The sequence below is a fragment of the Desulfonatronum zhilinae genome (assembly GCF_900182865.1).
Classification (GTDB): domain Bacteria; phylum Desulfobacterota; class Desulfovibrionia; order Desulfovibrionales; family Desulfonatronaceae; genus Desulfonatronum; species Desulfonatronum lacustre.
In genome coordinates this window covers 424,406-439,957 of the sequence record NZ_FXUJ01000001.1, presented here as the reverse complement: position 1 = coordinate 439,957, position 15,552 = coordinate 424,406, and the positions used below count along the sequence as shown (strand labels likewise).

13 protein-coding genes are annotated in these 15,552 nt (G+C 61.5%); 1 reads left to right on the top strand and 12 read right to left on the bottom strand.

Features of this window, described 5'->3' with window-relative positions:
• Positions 1 to 19 precede the first annotated feature (19 nt).
• From murC to mraZ, 11 genes are all read right to left on the bottom strand, one after another.
• Positions 20 to 1,384, bottom strand: coding sequence for a UDP-N-acetylmuramate--L-alanine ligase (murC, locus tag AC559A_RS02005; protein ID WP_498815942.1), 1,365 nt, complete (start codon positions 1,382 to 1,384; stop codon positions 20 to 22).
• Positions 1,381 to 2,463: an undecaprenyldiphospho-muramoylpentapeptide beta-N-acetylglucosaminyltransferase gene (murG, locus tag AC559A_RS02000; protein WP_028573149.1), complete on the bottom strand. Its 1,083-nt coding sequence runs from the start codon at positions 2,461 to 2,463 to the stop codon at positions 1,381 to 1,383. Before murG ends, murC begins: the two co-directional genes overlap by 4 nt.
• Positions 2,460 to 3,623 carry a putative lipid II flippase FtsW gene (gene ftsW / locus AC559A_RS01995; protein WP_498815940.1) on the bottom strand — a complete coding sequence of 388 codons (1,164 nt, stop codon included), beginning with the start codon at positions 3,621 to 3,623 and terminating at the stop codon, positions 2,460 to 2,462. Before ftsW ends, murG begins: the two co-directional genes overlap by 4 nt.
• Complete coding sequence (murD, locus tag AC559A_RS01990) at positions 3,616 to 4,980, bottom strand: UDP-N-acetylmuramoyl-L-alanine--D-glutamate ligase (RefSeq protein ID WP_498815938.1); 1,365 nt, start codon at positions 4,978 to 4,980, stop codon at positions 3,616 to 3,618. The genes ftsW and murD overlap by 8 nt, the downstream gene beginning before the upstream one ends.
• Before the next feature lie 15 nt (positions 4,981 to 4,995).
• A complete protein-coding gene (mraY, locus tag AC559A_RS01985; RefSeq protein ID WP_028573146.1) occupies positions 4,996 to 6,072 on the bottom strand; it encodes a phospho-N-acetylmuramoyl-pentapeptide-transferase in 1,077 nt (358 codons plus the stop codon).
• Complete coding sequence (locus AC559A_RS01980; RefSeq protein ID WP_498815936.1) at positions 6,069 to 7,496, bottom strand: UDP-N-acetylmuramoyl-tripeptide--D-alanyl-D-alanine ligase; 1,428 nt, start codon at positions 7,494 to 7,496, stop codon at positions 6,069 to 6,071. Before AC559A_RS01980 ends, mraY begins: the two co-directional genes overlap by 4 nt.
• The gene (locus tag AC559A_RS01975) at positions 7,487 to 9,034 is read right to left on the bottom strand and encodes a UDP-N-acetylmuramoyl-L-alanyl-D-glutamate--2,6-diaminopimelate ligase (RefSeq protein ID WP_498816057.1); all 1,548 of its coding nucleotides are present in this window, start codon (positions 9,032 to 9,034) and stop codon (positions 7,487 to 7,489) included. The genes AC559A_RS01980 and AC559A_RS01975 overlap by 10 nt, the downstream gene beginning before the upstream one ends.
• A 5-nt stretch (positions 9,035 to 9,039) precedes the next feature.
• Positions 9,040 to 11,055, bottom strand: a complete 2,016-nt coding sequence (locus tag AC559A_RS01970) for a penicillin-binding transpeptidase domain-containing protein (protein ID WP_035261927.1) — start codon at positions 11,053 to 11,055, stop codon at positions 9,040 to 9,042.
• A 30-nt stretch (positions 11,056 to 11,085) separates the two neighbouring features.
• Positions 11,086 to 11,388, bottom strand: a complete 303-nt coding sequence (locus AC559A_RS01965) for an FtsB/FtsL family cell division protein (protein WP_245590077.1) — start codon at positions 11,386 to 11,388, stop codon at positions 11,086 to 11,088.
• A 37-nt stretch (positions 11,389 to 11,425) separates the two neighbouring features.
• The gene (gene rsmH / locus AC559A_RS01960) at positions 11,426 to 12,403 is read right to left on the bottom strand and encodes a 16S rRNA (cytosine(1402)-N(4))-methyltransferase RsmH (protein WP_498815934.1); all 978 of its coding nucleotides are present in this window, start codon (positions 12,401 to 12,403) and stop codon (positions 11,426 to 11,428) included.
• Between the two features lie 78 nt (positions 12,404 to 12,481).
• Positions 12,482 to 12,955, bottom strand: coding sequence for a division/cell wall cluster transcriptional repressor MraZ (mraZ, locus tag AC559A_RS01955; protein WP_498815932.1), 474 nt, complete (start codon positions 12,953 to 12,955; stop codon positions 12,482 to 12,484).
• A gap of 329 nt (positions 12,956 to 13,284) precedes the next feature.
• Between mraZ and AC559A_RS01950 the strand changes: the two genes are divergently transcribed.
• On the top strand, positions 13,285 to 14,271 hold the full coding sequence (locus AC559A_RS01950) for an HD-GYP domain-containing protein (protein WP_498815930.1): 987 nt from the start codon (positions 13,285 to 13,287) through the stop codon (positions 14,269 to 14,271).
• A gap of 22 nt (positions 14,272 to 14,293) precedes the next feature.
• Here the strand turns inward: AC559A_RS01950 and AC559A_RS01945 are convergent, their stop codons facing one another.
• Positions 14,294 to 15,538 carry an HD domain-containing protein gene (locus AC559A_RS01945; RefSeq protein ID WP_028573141.1) on the bottom strand — a complete coding sequence of 415 codons (1,245 nt, stop codon included), beginning with the start codon at positions 15,536 to 15,538 and terminating at the stop codon, positions 14,294 to 14,296.
• Positions 15,539 to 15,552: the final 14 nt, after the last annotated feature.

The window sequence follows — 15,552 nt, the reverse complement described above, 5'->3', positions numbered from 1 at the left end:
CATCCTCACGGGATCATCCTCACACGGCCTCCAGAAAACCTTGTCCGGCCTGCCACACATTGCCGGCCCCCAACGTCAACAGCACGTCGCCCGGTCGCAGGATGTCCGGCAGAGCCTCAGTTGCCGTGCGCATGTCCGGAAAAAAGTCCACCGGGGTCTGGCTGACCTGCCGAACGCCCTGAGCCAGACTGCTCCCGCTGATGCCGGGCAAGGGGGCCTCGGAGGCCGGATAAATCTCCAGCAACAGCAAGCGGTCGGCTTGGTCGAAGGCCCGGCAGAAATCACCGAACAGCGCTTTGGTCCGAGAAAATCGGTGAGGCTGGAACAACACCATCAACCGCCTCCCCGGGAAAAACTCCCGTGCGGTGCGCAAGGTCGCGACGATTTCCTTGGGGTGATGTCCATAGTCGTCCACCACGGTCACGCCCTCACGCTCACCCTTGATCTCGAAGCGCCGCCCCACGCCGCCGAAGTTGGTCAGACCGCGCAGCACCGCTTCCTTGGGCATGCCGATTTCAATGGCCACGCCCACCGCGCCCAAGGCGTTCAAAACATTGTGCCGCCCCGGTTGGGCCAGGTTGACCTCGGCCCAGGGTTCACCGCGCCAACTAATCCGGAAGGGATTGCCCGGACGACCTTCCAGCAATTCGCCGCGCACGTCGTTGTCCGCTCCAAACCCATAGGTCACCACGGGACGACGGACCTGGGGCAAAACGGTCTGGACCCCCGGGTCGTCGCCGCAGACCACGTTCAGGCCGTAGAACGGCACCTTGTTCATGAACTGAACAAAGGCCTCCTTGATGCTCGCCAAGTCCGGGTAAAAATCCAGGTGGTCCGCGTCGATGTTGGTCACCACGCTGATGATTGGAAACAGGCACAGGAACGAGCCGTCGGATTCGTCCGCTTCGGCGATCAGGTACTCCCCCTGCCCCAGTAGGGCGTTGCTGCCGTAGCTGCGGAGCCGTCCGCCGATAATCACCGTGGGGTCCAACTCCGCTTCCTTGAAAATAGTCGCCAGAATCGAAGTGGTCGTGGTCTTGCCGTGGGTTCCGGCCACGGCGATCCCGGTCCGCAGGCGCATCAGTTCAGCCAGCATCTCCGCCCTGGGGATGATCGGAATCCCCAGGGCGCGGGCTTCCTGAACCTCCGGGTTGTCGTCCCGCACCGCCGTGGACTTGACCAACACCTGGGCTTGGTCCAATCGGCCCTTGCAATGCCCGACATACGTGACCGCGCCGAGGGTCCGCAGATGGTCCAGCACCGGACCGGGGGCCACGTCCGAACCGGAGACGCTATAGCCCAAGTTAAGCAGCACTTCCGCGATTCCGCTCATTCCGGAACCGCCCAGACCAACCATATGGATGGACGTGACCTTCGACTTCATCCGCGTTGCACCAATCCTTCAAGTTCTCGAACCACGTCAGCCCCGGCTTCCGGACATCCCATTGCCCAGGCCGCCTTGCGCATGTCCCGCAACTTGCCGGGAATATCCAACAAATCCTTGATCACGGTCCACAGTTGGACCTGAGTCAGGTAGCTTTCCACCAACACCATGGCCGCTCCGGCCTGCTCCAACTTCCGAGCGTTGAGCATCTGGTGGTCATGGGTGGCATAGGGAAAGGGGACCAAGACGCTGGGCTTGCCCATGACCGTCAATTCAGCCAACGTGGTCGCCCCGGCCCGGCACACCACCAGGTCCGCCCAGGCATAGGCCTCGGCCACGTCCTCGATGAACGGCTCCACACGAACCTGATTCCAACCAGCCCGGGCATACTCCCCGGAAATCCTCTCCCAGTCCGCCTGCCCGGTCTGATGCCATAGGGAAATCCGCTCTTCGCGAAACCCATCCATGGAATCCAGCACGGCCTGATTCAGGGCTCTGGCACCCTGGCTTCCACCGAGGATCAACACGTTGCGCCGCGGGCTGTCCCCTTCGGGCTGGGCGGAGCGCAGCTGACGGACCGCCTTGCGCAACGGATTCCCGGTGACCACCACCTTCCGAGGGTCGAACAGATGGTGATCGTCCGGCAGGGAAAGCAGCACCCGACGGACCAGTCTGCCCAGCAGCCTGTTGGTCATTCCGGGCAGACCGTTCTGCTCGTGAATCGCCGTGGGCACGCGGAGCAACCAGGCCGCCAAAACCAGGGGAAACCCGGCGTAGCCGCCCAAACCCAACACCACGTCGGGCTTGAACCCGCGAACAATGATCATGGCCCGCGACACGCTCAGCGGCAACCACCACAATAGGCCCAGGGCCCGCCAACCTCGCCCAAAAACTCCAGAGACCGGGAGGGCCTGAAAGTCCAGACCGGCGCTTGCCGCCCATCTTCCCTCCGGCCCACGCCCACCGCCCACGAAGAGCAATCGGATGTCGGGATACCGCTCCCGCAGCTCTTCGGCCACGGCCAATGCCGGAAAAATATGGCCTCCGGTTCCCCCGGTGGTCAGGATCACCCGGTTCATGGCGTTGCTCCGTTTCGTCGGCTCGGCGAACCGGCGCTCCGTGACAGGTTCAGCAACACGCCCACGCAGAGCAGGGACATGACCAGGCTGGAGCCTCCGTAGCTCAGAAACGGCATGGGCACGCCTTTGGGCGGGACCACGCCCAGAACCACGGCCATGTTCAGCATGGCCCCCAAAGCCAGAACCAACAGCATCCCGAAGGCGACGAACCGTTCCTGCAAGCCGTCCTGCAACCTGGCGATTCGGAGTCCTCGCCAAAGCAAGACGCCCACCAGAACGAAAATCACGGATACACCGATAAAACCCAGCTCCTCGCCGATTACGGCCAAAATAAAGTCCGTATGCGCCGCGGGCAGAAAGAACAGCTTCTGCTTCCCGGCGCCCAATCCTTCGCCCAGCCATCCTCCACCGCCCAGGGCGTACAGGGATTGAACCAGTTGATAGCCCACGTCCTGGGCGTCCTGGAACGGATCTAAGAACGCGAACCAGCGCCGAAAACGGTAGGGCGAACTCATCACCAGGAAAATCGCGCCCATCAGGGCCATGAACGAAGTCGCCCCCAAATAAACCAGCCGGGTCCCTCCCACGAAACTGATGCAGAAGAGGATCAGCATCAACGAGGCCGCGCCGCCGAAGTCCGGTTGAGCCAGGAGCAGCAGGCTCAACGCTCCGGTGATGCACACCGGCGGCAGGAAGCCCACCCCGAAGGTGCGGATCATTTCCTGCTTGCGGCTGAAAAACGAGGCCAGATAAAGGACCAAAGCCACTTTGGCAACTTCCAGGGGCTGGATCATGATTGGTCCCAAAGACAGCCAGCGTGTCGCCCCTCCGGCCTGCACTCCAAGGGGAGAAACCAGGGTCAGGACCAGCAAACCTCCGGCCAGGGTCAGCCAGACATACGTGAACCGAAGATACAACTGACGGGGAATGGCCGCGGCCGCGCTCATCACGCCCAGCCCGATGATCAGAAAGACCAAGTGTCGCTTGAAAAAATAGTATTTATCCGCATAAAAGCGCTCGGCCATGATCCCGCTGGAGCTGAGCACCATTACCAAGCCCAAACCGGAGAGCAGCAGGGCCACGGACAGCAACCAGAAATCAACTCCTTCGCCGCGCCCCACTCCGGGCCCGCGGGCGGACACCGCGGCAAGTCTACTCATGGCCACGCTCCGCAAGGGTCTGGAGGTGATTCTGAAACGTCATGCCGCGATGCTTGTAATCCCGGAAGAGGTCGAAGCTGGCCGTGGCCGGCGAGAGGAGCATCACATCCCCGGAACGGGCCTGGAGCCAGAGCCGGTCCATGGCCCGTTCCAGGGTCGGTTCCCAAAACAGCGGCGTTTCAACGTCGCCCCAGGCCGCCTCGAAAATTTCCCGACCGGCCCCAAACAGCCCCACGGCCCGAGCCTTGCTTTGCACGAGAGGTTTCAGACCAGCCAGATCGCCACCTTTAAACACACCTCCGGCCAGCAGCAGCACCGGACGGTCAAAGGCCTCCAGAGCGGCCCTCAGGGCCTGAACCGTGGTGCCCTTGGAGTCGTCCACGAAAACCACGCCGCCCTGCTCGGCCACGATTTGCAGCCGGTGAGGCAGGCCGGAAAAACCGTCCAGGACCGTCTGGGCCGCGGCGCGGGTCAGGCCGAAGGGCTGGCAGGCTTGGAACGCGGCGGCGATGTTGGCCTGGTTGTGCCGTCCGGGCAGGGCCGGACAGGTCAAATCGGATTGCGTCCCAAAATACACGGTCCGGGCCCGGGTCACGCGACGCGCCTGGACCAGCTCCCGCATCTCCTCGGGAAAAACAGCCGTATCCTCGGGTTCCTGGGTGGCGAACAAGGACAGCTTGGCCTGCAGATACTCTTCCATGTCCTGATGATAATCCAAATGGTTCGGACTGACGTTGAGCAGCACGCCGACCCTGGGACGTAGCGAACGCGTGTTCAGGAGCTGAAAACTGCTCACTTCCAAAACGAGGTTGTCGGCTTTCTCGAAATTCGAGGACGACCCGGCATCCGCGGCGCTCAAGCACTCCAAAACATAACTGGACATCGGGGTCCCGATGTTTCCGCCCACGAATACCCGGCGGCCCATGGCTTCCAGAAAGCGTCCGATCAAGGTGGTCGTCGTGGTTTTGCCGTTGGTCCCGGTCACCGCGGTGATCGGCGCGTCCACGAAACCCAGGGCCAGTTCAAGCTCCGCGATCACCTGATCCGCCCCGAGGCTGGTCAACCAGGGTTCCAGCTTGCGCCGGTTCACGCCCGGACTGAGGACCACCAGAGCGGCGCGGTCGAACTGCTCCGTGCAATGACCGCCCTCCCGCACGTCCCAGCCCCGCTTTTCAGCCTGGTCACGGACCTCCCGACTCACCTTCCCGGAATCCACCAACCGAACAGCACAGCCCAGATGGTCCAGCAAAGCGGCCGCGGCCAGACCGGACCGGCCCGTGCCGACGACCACGGCTGTTTCTCCGGGTTGGATCCGTGACGGCCCTGAGCCGGGCAATGATTGGTGCAGGCTGGACATGTGCTGTGCTCGACCTTAGCGAAGTTTCAAGGCGCTCAGGGAAATCAGGGCCATGATGATGGAAAAAATCCAGCATCGGACAATGATCTTGGACTCCGGTACGCCCTGGAGTTCAAAATGGTGATGCAGGGGGGCCATTCGAAAAATGCGTTTGCCCCCGGTCATCTTGAAATACCCCACCTGGAGGATCACGGAGAGGGTCTCCACCACGAACAGCCCGCCGACGATCAACAACAATAATTCCTGTTTGGCCAACACGGCGATGAATCCCAGAACGCCGCCCAGGCTCAGACTGCCCACGTCGCCCATGAACACCTGGGCCGGGTAGGCGTTGAACCACAAGAAGCCCAGCCCCGCGCCCACCAGGGCGGCGCAGAAAACCGTCACCTCGCCGACGCCGGGCACGTAGGCCACCTGGAGGTACTTGGCGATCTGCACGTGACCGGCCACGTAAACGAAGATGCCGAAACACGCCGCGGCCACGATCAACGGCCCAATGGCTAGGCCGTCCAGGCCGTCGGTCAGGTTCACCCCGTTGGACGAGCCGACCATCACCAGCACGGCGAAGGGGATGTACATCCAGAGCATGTCCGGCTGGAGCATTTTCAAAAACGGAAAATACAGGATCGTGGAATAGGCCGGTTGCAACAGCAACAACGATATCGCCCCCAGGGCCACCACGATCTGTCCCAGCAGCTTGCCTCCGGCGCTCAAGCCCTGGTTGCGTTTTTTGACCACCTTCAGGAAGTCGTCCCAAAAGCCCACTAAGCCGAAGCCCACGAAGACGAAAATGGTCAACCAGAGGTAGACGTTGGTCAGATCCCCCCAGAGCAGGACGCTGGTCAGCAGGGAAAAGGCGATCAGCAGGCCGCCCATGGTCGGAGTCCCGGCCTTGCCGTTGTGCTTGGGCACGTCCTCGCGAATGTGCTGGCCGAACTTCAGCCGTTGCAGCCAGGCGATGAAAAGCGGCCCCAGCACGATGGAAATCAGCAACGCGGTAAGCAGGGCGTACACGGAGCGGAAGGTGATGTAGCGAAACACGTTGAAAACGATGTATTCGCTCCCCAGCGGGTAAAGTAAGTGATAGATCATGCGCTCGGCTCCGTTCGCAGGGCTTCAAGATACAGTTCCATTTTTCCGGCCCGGGACCCCTTGAACAGGATCACGCCTCCACTCTCATCTTGGTCGGCTCCGTCCACGGCTGTTCCGGCAACGACGGACTTGCGCCACGCTTTCAGGAAGTGTTCCGGAGTCTCGCATGCCGTGAACCGCGCCGGTGCCTTCTCCGCCGCCAGCCCGTCCCGCACGTCCGCGCCGTGTCCGCCGTGGTAGTAGACCTCGGAGCAGACTCCGCTCAAGACCCGGCCAAGCTCGTAGTGCTCGGCCCCGGCCGAGGCCCCCAATTCCAGCATGTCTCCCAGAACGCAAACCAGGCGGCGTCCCTCGGCCAGGGCATGAGCCCTGTTCAGAGCCAGGCGCATGGACAGAGGGTTGGCGTTATAGGTGTCGTCCACCAGGACCCAAGCTCCGCGCCGTTCCACATTGAAGCGCCCCGGCAGGGCCAAATCGACGCTCAACCCTTTTTGAATCGCGTCCGTGTCGATGCCCAGCAAGGCGGCCGCGGCAGCCGTGGCCAGCACGTTTTGCGCCACGGGAGCCCGCTCCACCGGCCAGGACAATGTCAGACTCCGGCCACGCAGGCGCAACGCCAACCCCATCCGGTCCGAATCGACCTGGAACGGCTCTCCCGACCAAAACTCCGCGTCGGGGTCTTTCGTGGAAAATCCGTGAATCCGGTCCGTGAAGGCCAGGCTTTCCCGCCATAATTCCGGGCAATCCTGGTTGACCAAGGCTCTGCCCTCCGGATTGAGATACCTGACCAGCCGGGCCTTGGCCGCGGCCACACCGGACACACCGCCCAGTTCGGCCACGTGCGCGGCCCCGGCATTGAGCAGAATCGCCAGATCCGGTCGCAGGACCGCTCCCAGTTCGTCCATGTCCCCAGGGCGGCTGATCCCGGCCTCCATGACCCAAAAAGCCTCTTCTCCGGAACAGGACAACAGGGACAGGGGCATTCCGATCTGGTTGTTCCAGTTCAAACGGTTTCGGCATGTCGCGCCGGCTTGGGAACAGACCTGGGCCACCATCTCCTTGACCGTGGTCTTGCCGGCCGAGCCGGTCACGCCGATCACCTGTCCCGCGAACCCTTCGCGCCAGAGCGAGGCCACCTCGCCCAGGGCGGCCTGGGCGGTCATCCCGTCGCGAAGCACCAGCATCGGAGCCCGCCCATCCAATTCGGGCACGGCCCTCGTGGCTACCACGGCCACGGCCCCTCTTTCCACGGCTTGGGCCGCGTGATGATGGCCGTCGCTGCGCTCGCCAGGGAGACAGAAAAACAGGTCTCCAGGCCGGATGTCCCGGCTATCGATACAAGCCCCGGCGACAAGCACGTCAGCGTCGCCGACCGGTGCTTCAAGCCCCAGGACTCGTGCGATTCGGCTCAGACTCATGCGCATGGGACCATCCCCGCGTCGGTTGAAGCAAATTCGGCATCGGCCTCGCCCAGAATCCCACGAATGACCGTGGGGTCGTGAAAAGGATGTTTTTCTTCGCCGATCTGCTGCGTGGACTCGTGCCCCTTGCCCGCCACCAACAGCGCGTCGCCGGGACGCAGCATGTCCAGGGCGAGTTGGATGGCCGGCCTTCGGTCCACTTCCGTGATCACCCGCGGACAGGCCGCGAGTCCGGGCAGGACATCGGCCAGGATCGCTTTCGGGTCTTCATGCCGGGGATTGTCCGAGGTCAGGACCGCCACGTCCGCATGGCGGCCTACGGCTTGCCCCATCAAGGGGCGCTTGGTTTTGTCCCTATTCCCACCGCACCCGAACACGATGATCAAACGTTTGAATCCCGCTTTTCGCAACGCGCCGGCAACGCTTTCCAAGGCGTCTGGGGTGTGGGCGTAGTCCACGAATATATCCAGACCTTGTCGATTGGGAACCCGCTCCAGTCGCCCGGGGACGCCGGGAAATCGTTCCAGCGCAGCCATCTGTTCCGGTTCCATTCCCAGCCGCAACCCGGCTCCCTGGGCTGCCAGCAGGTTGGCCGCGTTATACCGGCCCACCAAGGAGGAACGCAGCGACCATGCGGACGATTTCCAGTTCATGCCCAGGTGCAGCCCGGCCCGGTCGCAAGCCAGGATTTCGCCCCGAAGAACTTCCGCAGGTTCGCCGTCCACGTCCGGCTGGTTCTCATCAGAAACGAGGTCCTCGCCCTGCTCCAGGCCGTACCCCAAGCCGCCCCAACGGCTGAACAACCGGCGGCCATGGTCGTCATCCATGTTGACCACGCGATGCTTGGGCCCCGAGGCTCCGGGAGTAAACAACAAGGCCTTGGCCTGAAAATAGCTCTCCATGTCGAGGTGGTAGTCCAGATGGTCCTGGGTAACATTGGTCAACACCGCGGCTTTGAAGCGCAATCCGGCGGTCCGCTGCTGGGCCAGGGCATGGGAGGACACCTCCATGCAGACATGGCTCACCCCGGCATCCCGCATCCGGGCCAAAATTCCGTGCAGCCGCCAGCAATCCGGCGTGGTCATGCCGAGATCGCATTCCCCGCCGGGCCACTGAGCGCCGACGGTCCCGATGGTCCCGACGCGCAGCCCCGCTGATCGCAACAGATGGGCAGTCAGGAAAACCACCGTGGTCTTTCCGTTGGTCCCGGTCACCCCCACCAACACCGGACAGGCCCGGTCCGTGCCGTGATGGGCCGCGGCCAGTTCGCCCAATGCCCGCCGAGGATCGGGGTGTTCCAGAATCGCCGTCCCTTTCAGCGTTTCACTGCCTGAACCGTGAAGATATCCCTCAGGAGCAATCACGTATCCGGCCTTGCGAGTCACCGCCTCCGCGATGAACGCCGCCCCGTCCGTTCGCGACCCCGACAGCGCGAGGAAAACTTCGCCGGGTTGGACCGCTTTGGAGTGAGTCCGGACCATCAAACCATCGCGGACCTTTTGGAGAAGCGTTTCCCAAAGTTCAACCCGCGGCTTGGTCATCTGCCTCATGACACCTCCAGCCACAGAGTCAGCCGCCGCTCATGTTGCGGCCACGACTGCCCCGGCTCGGGGGCCTGCCTGGAGACAATCCCGCCGCCGCCTTCAACCTCGGGCAACACACCGTAGCCGCGCAGTCGCTCCACGGCTCGGCGCACGCTCATCCCCGTCACGTTGGGGACCATGTCCCGGCCAAGATCCAGTGCGTCCGCCAAGTCGAATTCCATTGCCGCGGCCCCTTCCAGGGAAGTATCGACATTCCGTTCCAGGCTGACCCTCTCAACTCGCGCATTCTGAGCCACACCATGGTTTTGACCCCGATCATCTTCTTGGGCGACAAAAACGCTCCCCTCCGGCAGCTTCCCGGCATACGCCAGGGAGCGCAGTCCGATGTCCCGCACCGCCGGCGCGGCCACCACGCCGCCATAGTGTTGGGGATGGGGCTCGTCGACCACCACGTAGATGAAATACTCCGGCTCATCGCCCGGATAGAATCCCGCGAAGGAGGCCACGTACCGGTCGCCATAGGTGCCGGAAGCAGTGGCCTTTTGGGCCGTGCCGGTCTTTCCGGCGCCGATCACGCCGGGAATCCGGGCTTGCGTACCCGTACCGTCCTCCTCCACCACTTCCTGAAGCATGCGCATCACGGTCTGGGCGACCTCTTCCCGCAAAACCACGGAAAGAGTGCCAACGTCCTGTTCAGGTTCGCGGACGAGCCGCAAAGGACGCATCACCCCGCGGTTGGCCAAAACAAGATACGCCCTGGCCATCTGCAGGGCGTTGGCGGACATGCCTTGTCCGAAGGAGACGGCGGCCAGGTCCACCGGATACCATGATCTGGGAGGCCTTAGGAGACCGGGATTCTCGCCGAGCAACGGCAAGCCGGATCGCTCGCCGAAACCCATTTTCTGGAGATAGTCGTGATATTTCGTCGCTCCGAGATCCAGACCGATCTTGGCCGAGCAGATGTTGCTGGAATACCGCAGGATCTTGTTCGCCGGGAGCCACCCCCGTCCCTTGACGTCGCGAATGTTTACCCCGGTCAGTCGCCACCGACCTTCTTCACAGTAATAGATCGTGTCGTTGGTAATCACGCGTTCTTCCAGGGCCGCGGCCATCAACATGGGCTTGAGCGTGGACCCCGGCTCCAGGGCGTCCGAAAGGATTCGGTTGCGCCACTGTTCCGCATTCTGGCGCGGCATGTTCGGATTGAAGAACGGATAGTTGGCCATGGCCAGAATATCTCCGCTGGGCACATGGACCACCAGAGCCATCCCGGTTTTCCCGTTGAAGGACGTGACGGTGGCGGCCAGGGCTTCCTCGGCGAAAAACTGAATCTGCGCGTCCAGGGTCAGGGTGACGTTGCGGCCCCGCAGATCCTCTTCACGGCCTTGGGCGTCCAGATACATCCGCCGTCCGGAGGCGTCCCGCTGGGCCACGAAGGTGGCTTTGCGTCCAGCCAGCATTTCGTCGTAGGTCTTTTCAACGCCCTCCAGTCCTTCCCCGTCCAGCCCCACGAAGCCGAGCACCTGCCCGGCCAAATGTCCATGAGGATAGAACCTGGCCGACTCCTCGGTCAGGTATACCCCCCGCAGCCCGGCGTTGATGATGTTCCGGGCGTTGCGGTCGCTGATCTGGCGGGACAGCCAGATGAAATTCTGAGGTCTTCCGAGTAAGGTCCGGACCTGACCGGCGGGCATCTCCAGGGCGGCAGCCAAAATCGGAACCGCCGCCTCCGGGTCCTCCAACTCCAAGGGGCGGACGTAGACGGATTGAATTCCCGTGCTTTTGGCCAGCAGTCGCCCTTGACGATCGAAAATTTCACCGCGCATCCCGCGCTCGAATTCCGCGGCCTTGTGCTGTCTGGCGGCCATGGCCGTCAACTCCGGCCCGCGTACGACCTGAACCTGAAACGCCCGATACCACAGCCCGCCCCAGATCAAGAGCACGCACGCCCCCAGCAGGGCCATGCGAATCCGGACCCAATCACGGGACGAGGATTTATTCAGTCGGTCGTTTTTCATGCGTCTAACACCATGAACGGCCTGTCGAACTCAGGGACTCAGGAGCCTGATCCGGCCGGGTTCGGCTTGGCGGAGTCCGTTTTCTTCAGCCAACGCCCGCAGCCGGGACGAAGACAAGAGGTTCATTCGTTCCACTTCCAGCTTGGCCTGGAGATCGTTCTTGCGCTCCAGTTCGGTCTGGAGCTGCTTCAATTCATAGGCCAGATCCAGACGTTCAATATTGACCCAGACCACCGCCAACCCCAGGACCAATCCGCAAATCCCCAACAAGGACGTGGCCCAATACCAGCCGGTTGATTGGTTTTTTCTGGGAGCGTTGACGTTTGCACTCATGACGCGACCCTGAAAGTTCGGAGTAAAAAAGACATCATCAAGCGGCGATCCGTTCGGCCGCCCGCAGCTTCGCGCTGCGACTGCGCGGATTGGCGGTCAGTTCGGCGCTGGATGCGATCAACGGCTTCTTGGTCAGTATTTTCAATGTCGCCCGATGGCCGCACAAACAAAAGGGCTGCCTGGGCGGGCACAGGCAGGCCTTGGCCTGCTCCACGAAATATCGTTTAACTATACGATCCTCGATGGAATGAAACGAGATGATCACGATTCGTGCGCTTTCAGCCAGTCGCGGTACGATCTGACCCAAAAACCGGGTGATTTCTCCGGTCTCGTCGTTGACGAACATACGCAGAGCCTGGAAGGTGCGAGTCGCCGGATGGTTGCGGGCCCGAGCCCTTCGGGCCGGAGGGTAGGCCTGCTCGACGATGCGCGCCAACTCCAGGGTGGTTTCGATGGGATCGTCGCGCCGCGCTGTTTCGATGGCTCTGGCGATTCTTCCGCCCAGAGGTTCTTCACCAAACTCATAAATGATCTTCGCGAGTTGTCGCGCGGGATACGCGTTGACCACTTCCCGCGCCGTCACTCCCGCCCCGTAAGGATTCATCCGCATGTCCAAGGGGCCGTCCGCGAGAAAGCTGAACCCGCGCTCCGGAGTGTCCACCTGAAAAGAAGAGAAACCGAGGTCCAGCAACGCGCCGTCCAGCAGTTCCCAGCCCAGTTCGTCCATGACGTCCGAAAATCGGCTGAAGCACTCGTGACGCAAGGTCAATTCGGCGGCCGGCCACCTCTCATGAAGCCTTTTCCTCGCCGTCTCCAAAGCCAAGGGGTCGCGGTCCAGTCCCAATATTTTGGCCGCTCCGTCGGTGGCCTCCAACACGGCCCCGGCGTGCCCGCCCAGCCCCAGGGTCCCATCCAGGTAGCGTCCGCCAGGACGCGGAGCGAGATGTGTCAGAACCGCTTCGACCAGGACCGGTTGATGCGCGGGCAGAGCAGAGGATTCGGGCATGGACGTCACGACGACCTCCCAAGACGTAAAGGCGAAATCACGGATAGTGACATCCGCGACGAACACCGCCGGACCGAGCCTCCGCGCCTAAAGGCGTAGGTCGCATTCCGTCTGAGCCAGGGCGTCCATGACCAGATCAAAGCTTTCTTCCATTTTGCGCCGCTGTTCTTCAAACCGCTCCAAGTCCCAGATTTCGAATTTTCGCCCCACGCCGGCCAGGGCGACTTCCCGCGTCAGACCGGCGTAGGTGCGCAAATGTGGAGGAATGAGAATCCGGCCCTGCTTGTCCAGTTCCACTTCCATGGCCCCGGAGATGAAAAACCGCTGAAAATCCCGCAGCTGTCGATTCAGCATGTTGATGCGCTGAAAACTCTCTTCGATGCGTTCCCACTCCTGAAGCGAGTATCCCACCACGCATCCGTCGAAATTGGTCAAAATGACCCGGCCATGCGTCCCTACGGAAAGGATAACATCCCGAAATTCCGTGGGAAGCACCAAACGCCCCTTGGGGTCCAGGCTGCGATATGCATGTCCGCGAAAGGTCATCGGCTTTCCACTCATCCCCACATTTTCCCACTTTTTCCCACCATCTTCCGCACATCTTACTAAATGTCAAGCATTTTTCAATTTCCCAGGAAATCCAAGCATTCACAAATAAATACCAAAAATGGAGACCACGAGGCACATCAAGTTCCGAGAGGTGAAAAAAAGTGGTGTGGCCGATTTCAATCACGATTTCACTTCGATACTGATCCGATAGAGCATGAGAATCAGACAAATCAGCCCATGGAGCAAGGAGGGAACAGGTTGCTTTTGATGGGGATTGCCCTTAAGTGGAGCAGCGAGGAAAGAATGAGAAAAGACGCACCATTGTCTGACGAGGAACGCGCATGCGGAACAAAGCCATAGTGCCGAACGAAGACCTGCATGAGGAATATTATCAGGTCAGCCCGGTGATCCTGGAGAGTTTTCCGAAATTTCGCCTACCCCTGGACACGTTTGAATTCAGGGAACAGGTCGCCCAACTGATCCCCTTGACCCAGTCCGGCCAGCGGATCTCGGCGGAACAACGGCAGATGATCCTGGACAAATGCGCCCAAGGGTTGGTTTTTGTCGCCCGCAAAGACCACCCGGTTTACGCCCAGCATATCAGCAAGCAGCTTGATCTGGTCCTGGTGGACTCCAGCCTGAAAAGCTCGGAAATCGCCCTGATTTTCCAACAAGGTTTGACCGATCGCTTCAACGCCTTTTTGGATCAACCCGTGGCCCCGGTGTTCTCGGCCCTGCAAACCGACCTGCTCGTTCTGACCGAATACCTGTGGCAGGATCAGCATCGGATCAAGCAACTCAGAAAAAACCTCTGGAAAGAACATTCCCTGGCCAATCACGGCGTCAACTCCCTTTTCATCGGGTTGGCCCTGTACCTTCGCCTTAACGACGGGGATCTGCGACGCAGGCACCTGGACGAGGTCGCCATGGGGCTGTTGACCCACGACCTGGGCATGTCCAAAATTCCGGCCTTCATTCGAGCCAAGACCATGCCGCTGACCCGGGATGAGCTGGAAAAAATTCGAGAACACTGCTGGATCGGCGGGAAAGTGCTCCACTCTTTGGAAGTCCGCTCGGACTTGATCCTCAAGCAGGCCCTGGAGCACCATGAACGGTTGGACGGCAAGGGCTATCCGCAAAAGCTGCCCGGCAAGGAGATCAGCATGGTCGGCCAGTTGTGCGCGGTGGTGGATTCCTATTGCGCCATGATTACCGATCGTCCGTACGCCGAGGCTCTGACCTCGGGCAGCGCCCTGAACGCGCTGAGTCAGAGCCCTGGCTACAACGACAAAATGGTCCGCGCCTTGATGGGCATGCTGATGGGATAAAGACGGACGAACGGGAGACGGATCAGTCGAAATCGGCCAGCAACGCGCCGATGTGTACCCCTTCGCCCAGACTGGTCTGCTGGTATTCGGACCGGATGCGCCAGAGGGCCTGCTGGAGTTGATCGCTGCTGATGCCGTTACGCAGGGAGGTGTAGGCCTCCATGAAGGCGGCCAGGTTGTCGCAGACCTTGAGCAGTTTGCCGTCCTTGGGGTCGAAGCGGTCCTGGTTGTAGGCGGTCTGCAGCTGGTCCCAGTTCACCTCCCGGATCAAACCGTCCAGGATGACCGTGCTCTCGAACTCCGACCCCACGTCCAGGCCCAGAAAATAGGACAGTCGTTCCGCCAGGTCGCGATATCCGCCCTTTTCCAGGGGAGCGAAGACCCGCCGCTCCAGCTCCTTGAACTCATACTCCCGGATCAGATCGCCGATCCGGGCCACCGAGCGCTTCACCGGTGATATGATGTCCCTGGTCAGCAGCTCCGGCAGATCGTGGACCAACCCGGCGAAGAAGTTGTTTTGCGCCCTGGCCCGGCAGGCGCCCACGGCCATGCTGAAAAAGTAGCCGAAGCAGGCCACCACGAACATATGTCCCAGGACCGAGGTTTCCGGAACCCTCGGGGTCTGGGACCAGCGCTTCTGGAAGCGCAGTTGTCCGCTGAGATGGGCCAGTCGGCCCAGATGACTTCCCGTGCCCTGGAGCAGTTCGGGCATGCCCTCCAAGTCCCGGTGGGTCTCCAGTTGCCCGCGAAAACTTTCCTCTATCTCCTCCAACTCGTCGTCGTAGTTCTGGACGTGGGTAATCAGGTGGAATTCCCATCGGCTGGCATAGCTGTGGGCCGCGTCCAGAATCCGCCGCGCCAAGTCCCCTTCCTCCGGATGGTCCAGCCACAGCCGCAACCGGTCCCAGAAGGGCGTTCCGAGGCACTCCACCCGCGGCTTGAGCCGGTCCAGGACCCAGTCCGTCAATTGGCGGTAATGGGCCGGATTAGCCTTGATCTGATAAAACACCGGCGGCTTGATGTCCGTGATCACCAGGCGGTACAGATATTCGAAAATCCCCCCCTCAACGATCCGCTCGCCGATGGCCAGCCTCTCTTCTGCAGACATTTCACGGGTGTTCAGTTCAAAGAGCATCCAGGCCACGATCATCTTGTGGGCCTGCTTGTCCACCTCCATCAGTTCCATGGGACGCAGCTTGTCGTTCCAGCGCTTCATGAACGATCCGGAGAAGATAAGCTGTAAAAGGCTTTTGCGAATTCCGGGCATGGATCAGACTCCTT

Excerpts from the sequence above, each read along its gene's own strand:
- murC (WP_498815942.1), bottom strand. The coding sequence starts at position 1,384 with ATGAAGTCGAAGGTCACGTCCATCCATATGGTTGGTCTGGGCGGTTCC.
- murG (WP_028573149.1), bottom strand. The coding sequence starts at position 2,463 with ATGAACCGGGTGATCCTGACCACCGGGGGAACCGGAGGCCATATTTTT.
- ftsW (WP_498815940.1), bottom strand. The coding sequence starts at position 3,623 with ATGAGTAGACTTGCCGCGGTGTCCGCCCGCGGGCCCGGAGTGGGGCGC.
- murD (WP_498815938.1), bottom strand. The coding sequence starts at position 4,980 with ATGTCCAGCCTGCACCAATCATTGCCCGGCTCAGGGCCGTCACGGATC.
- mraY (WP_028573146.1), bottom strand. The coding sequence starts at position 6,072 with ATGATCTATCACTTACTTTACCCGCTGGGGAGCGAATACATCGTTTTC.
- AC559A_RS01980 (WP_498815936.1), bottom strand. The coding sequence starts at position 7,496 with ATGCGCATGAGTCTGAGCCGAATCGCACGAGTCCTGGGGCTTGAAGCA.
- AC559A_RS01975 (WP_498816057.1), bottom strand. The coding sequence starts at position 9,034 with ATGACCAAGCCGCGGGTTGAACTTTGGGAAACGCTTCTCCAAAAGGTC.
- AC559A_RS01970 (WP_035261927.1), bottom strand. The coding sequence starts at position 11,055 with ATGAAAAACGACCGACTGAATAAATCCTCGTCCCGTGATTGGGTCCGG.
- AC559A_RS01965 (WP_245590077.1), bottom strand. The coding sequence starts at position 11,388 with ATGAGTGCAAACGTCAACGCTCCCAGAAAAAACCAATCAACCGGCTGG.
- mraZ (WP_498815932.1), bottom strand. The coding sequence starts at position 12,955 with ATGAGTGGAAAGCCGATGACCTTTCGCGGACATGCATATCGCAGCCTG.
- AC559A_RS01950 (WP_498815930.1), top strand. The coding sequence starts at position 13,285 with ATGCGGAACAAAGCCATAGTGCCGAACGAAGACCTGCATGAGGAATAT.
- AC559A_RS01945 (WP_028573141.1), bottom strand. The coding sequence starts at position 15,538 with ATGCCCGGAATTCGCAAAAGCCTTTTACAGCTTATCTTCTCCGGATCG.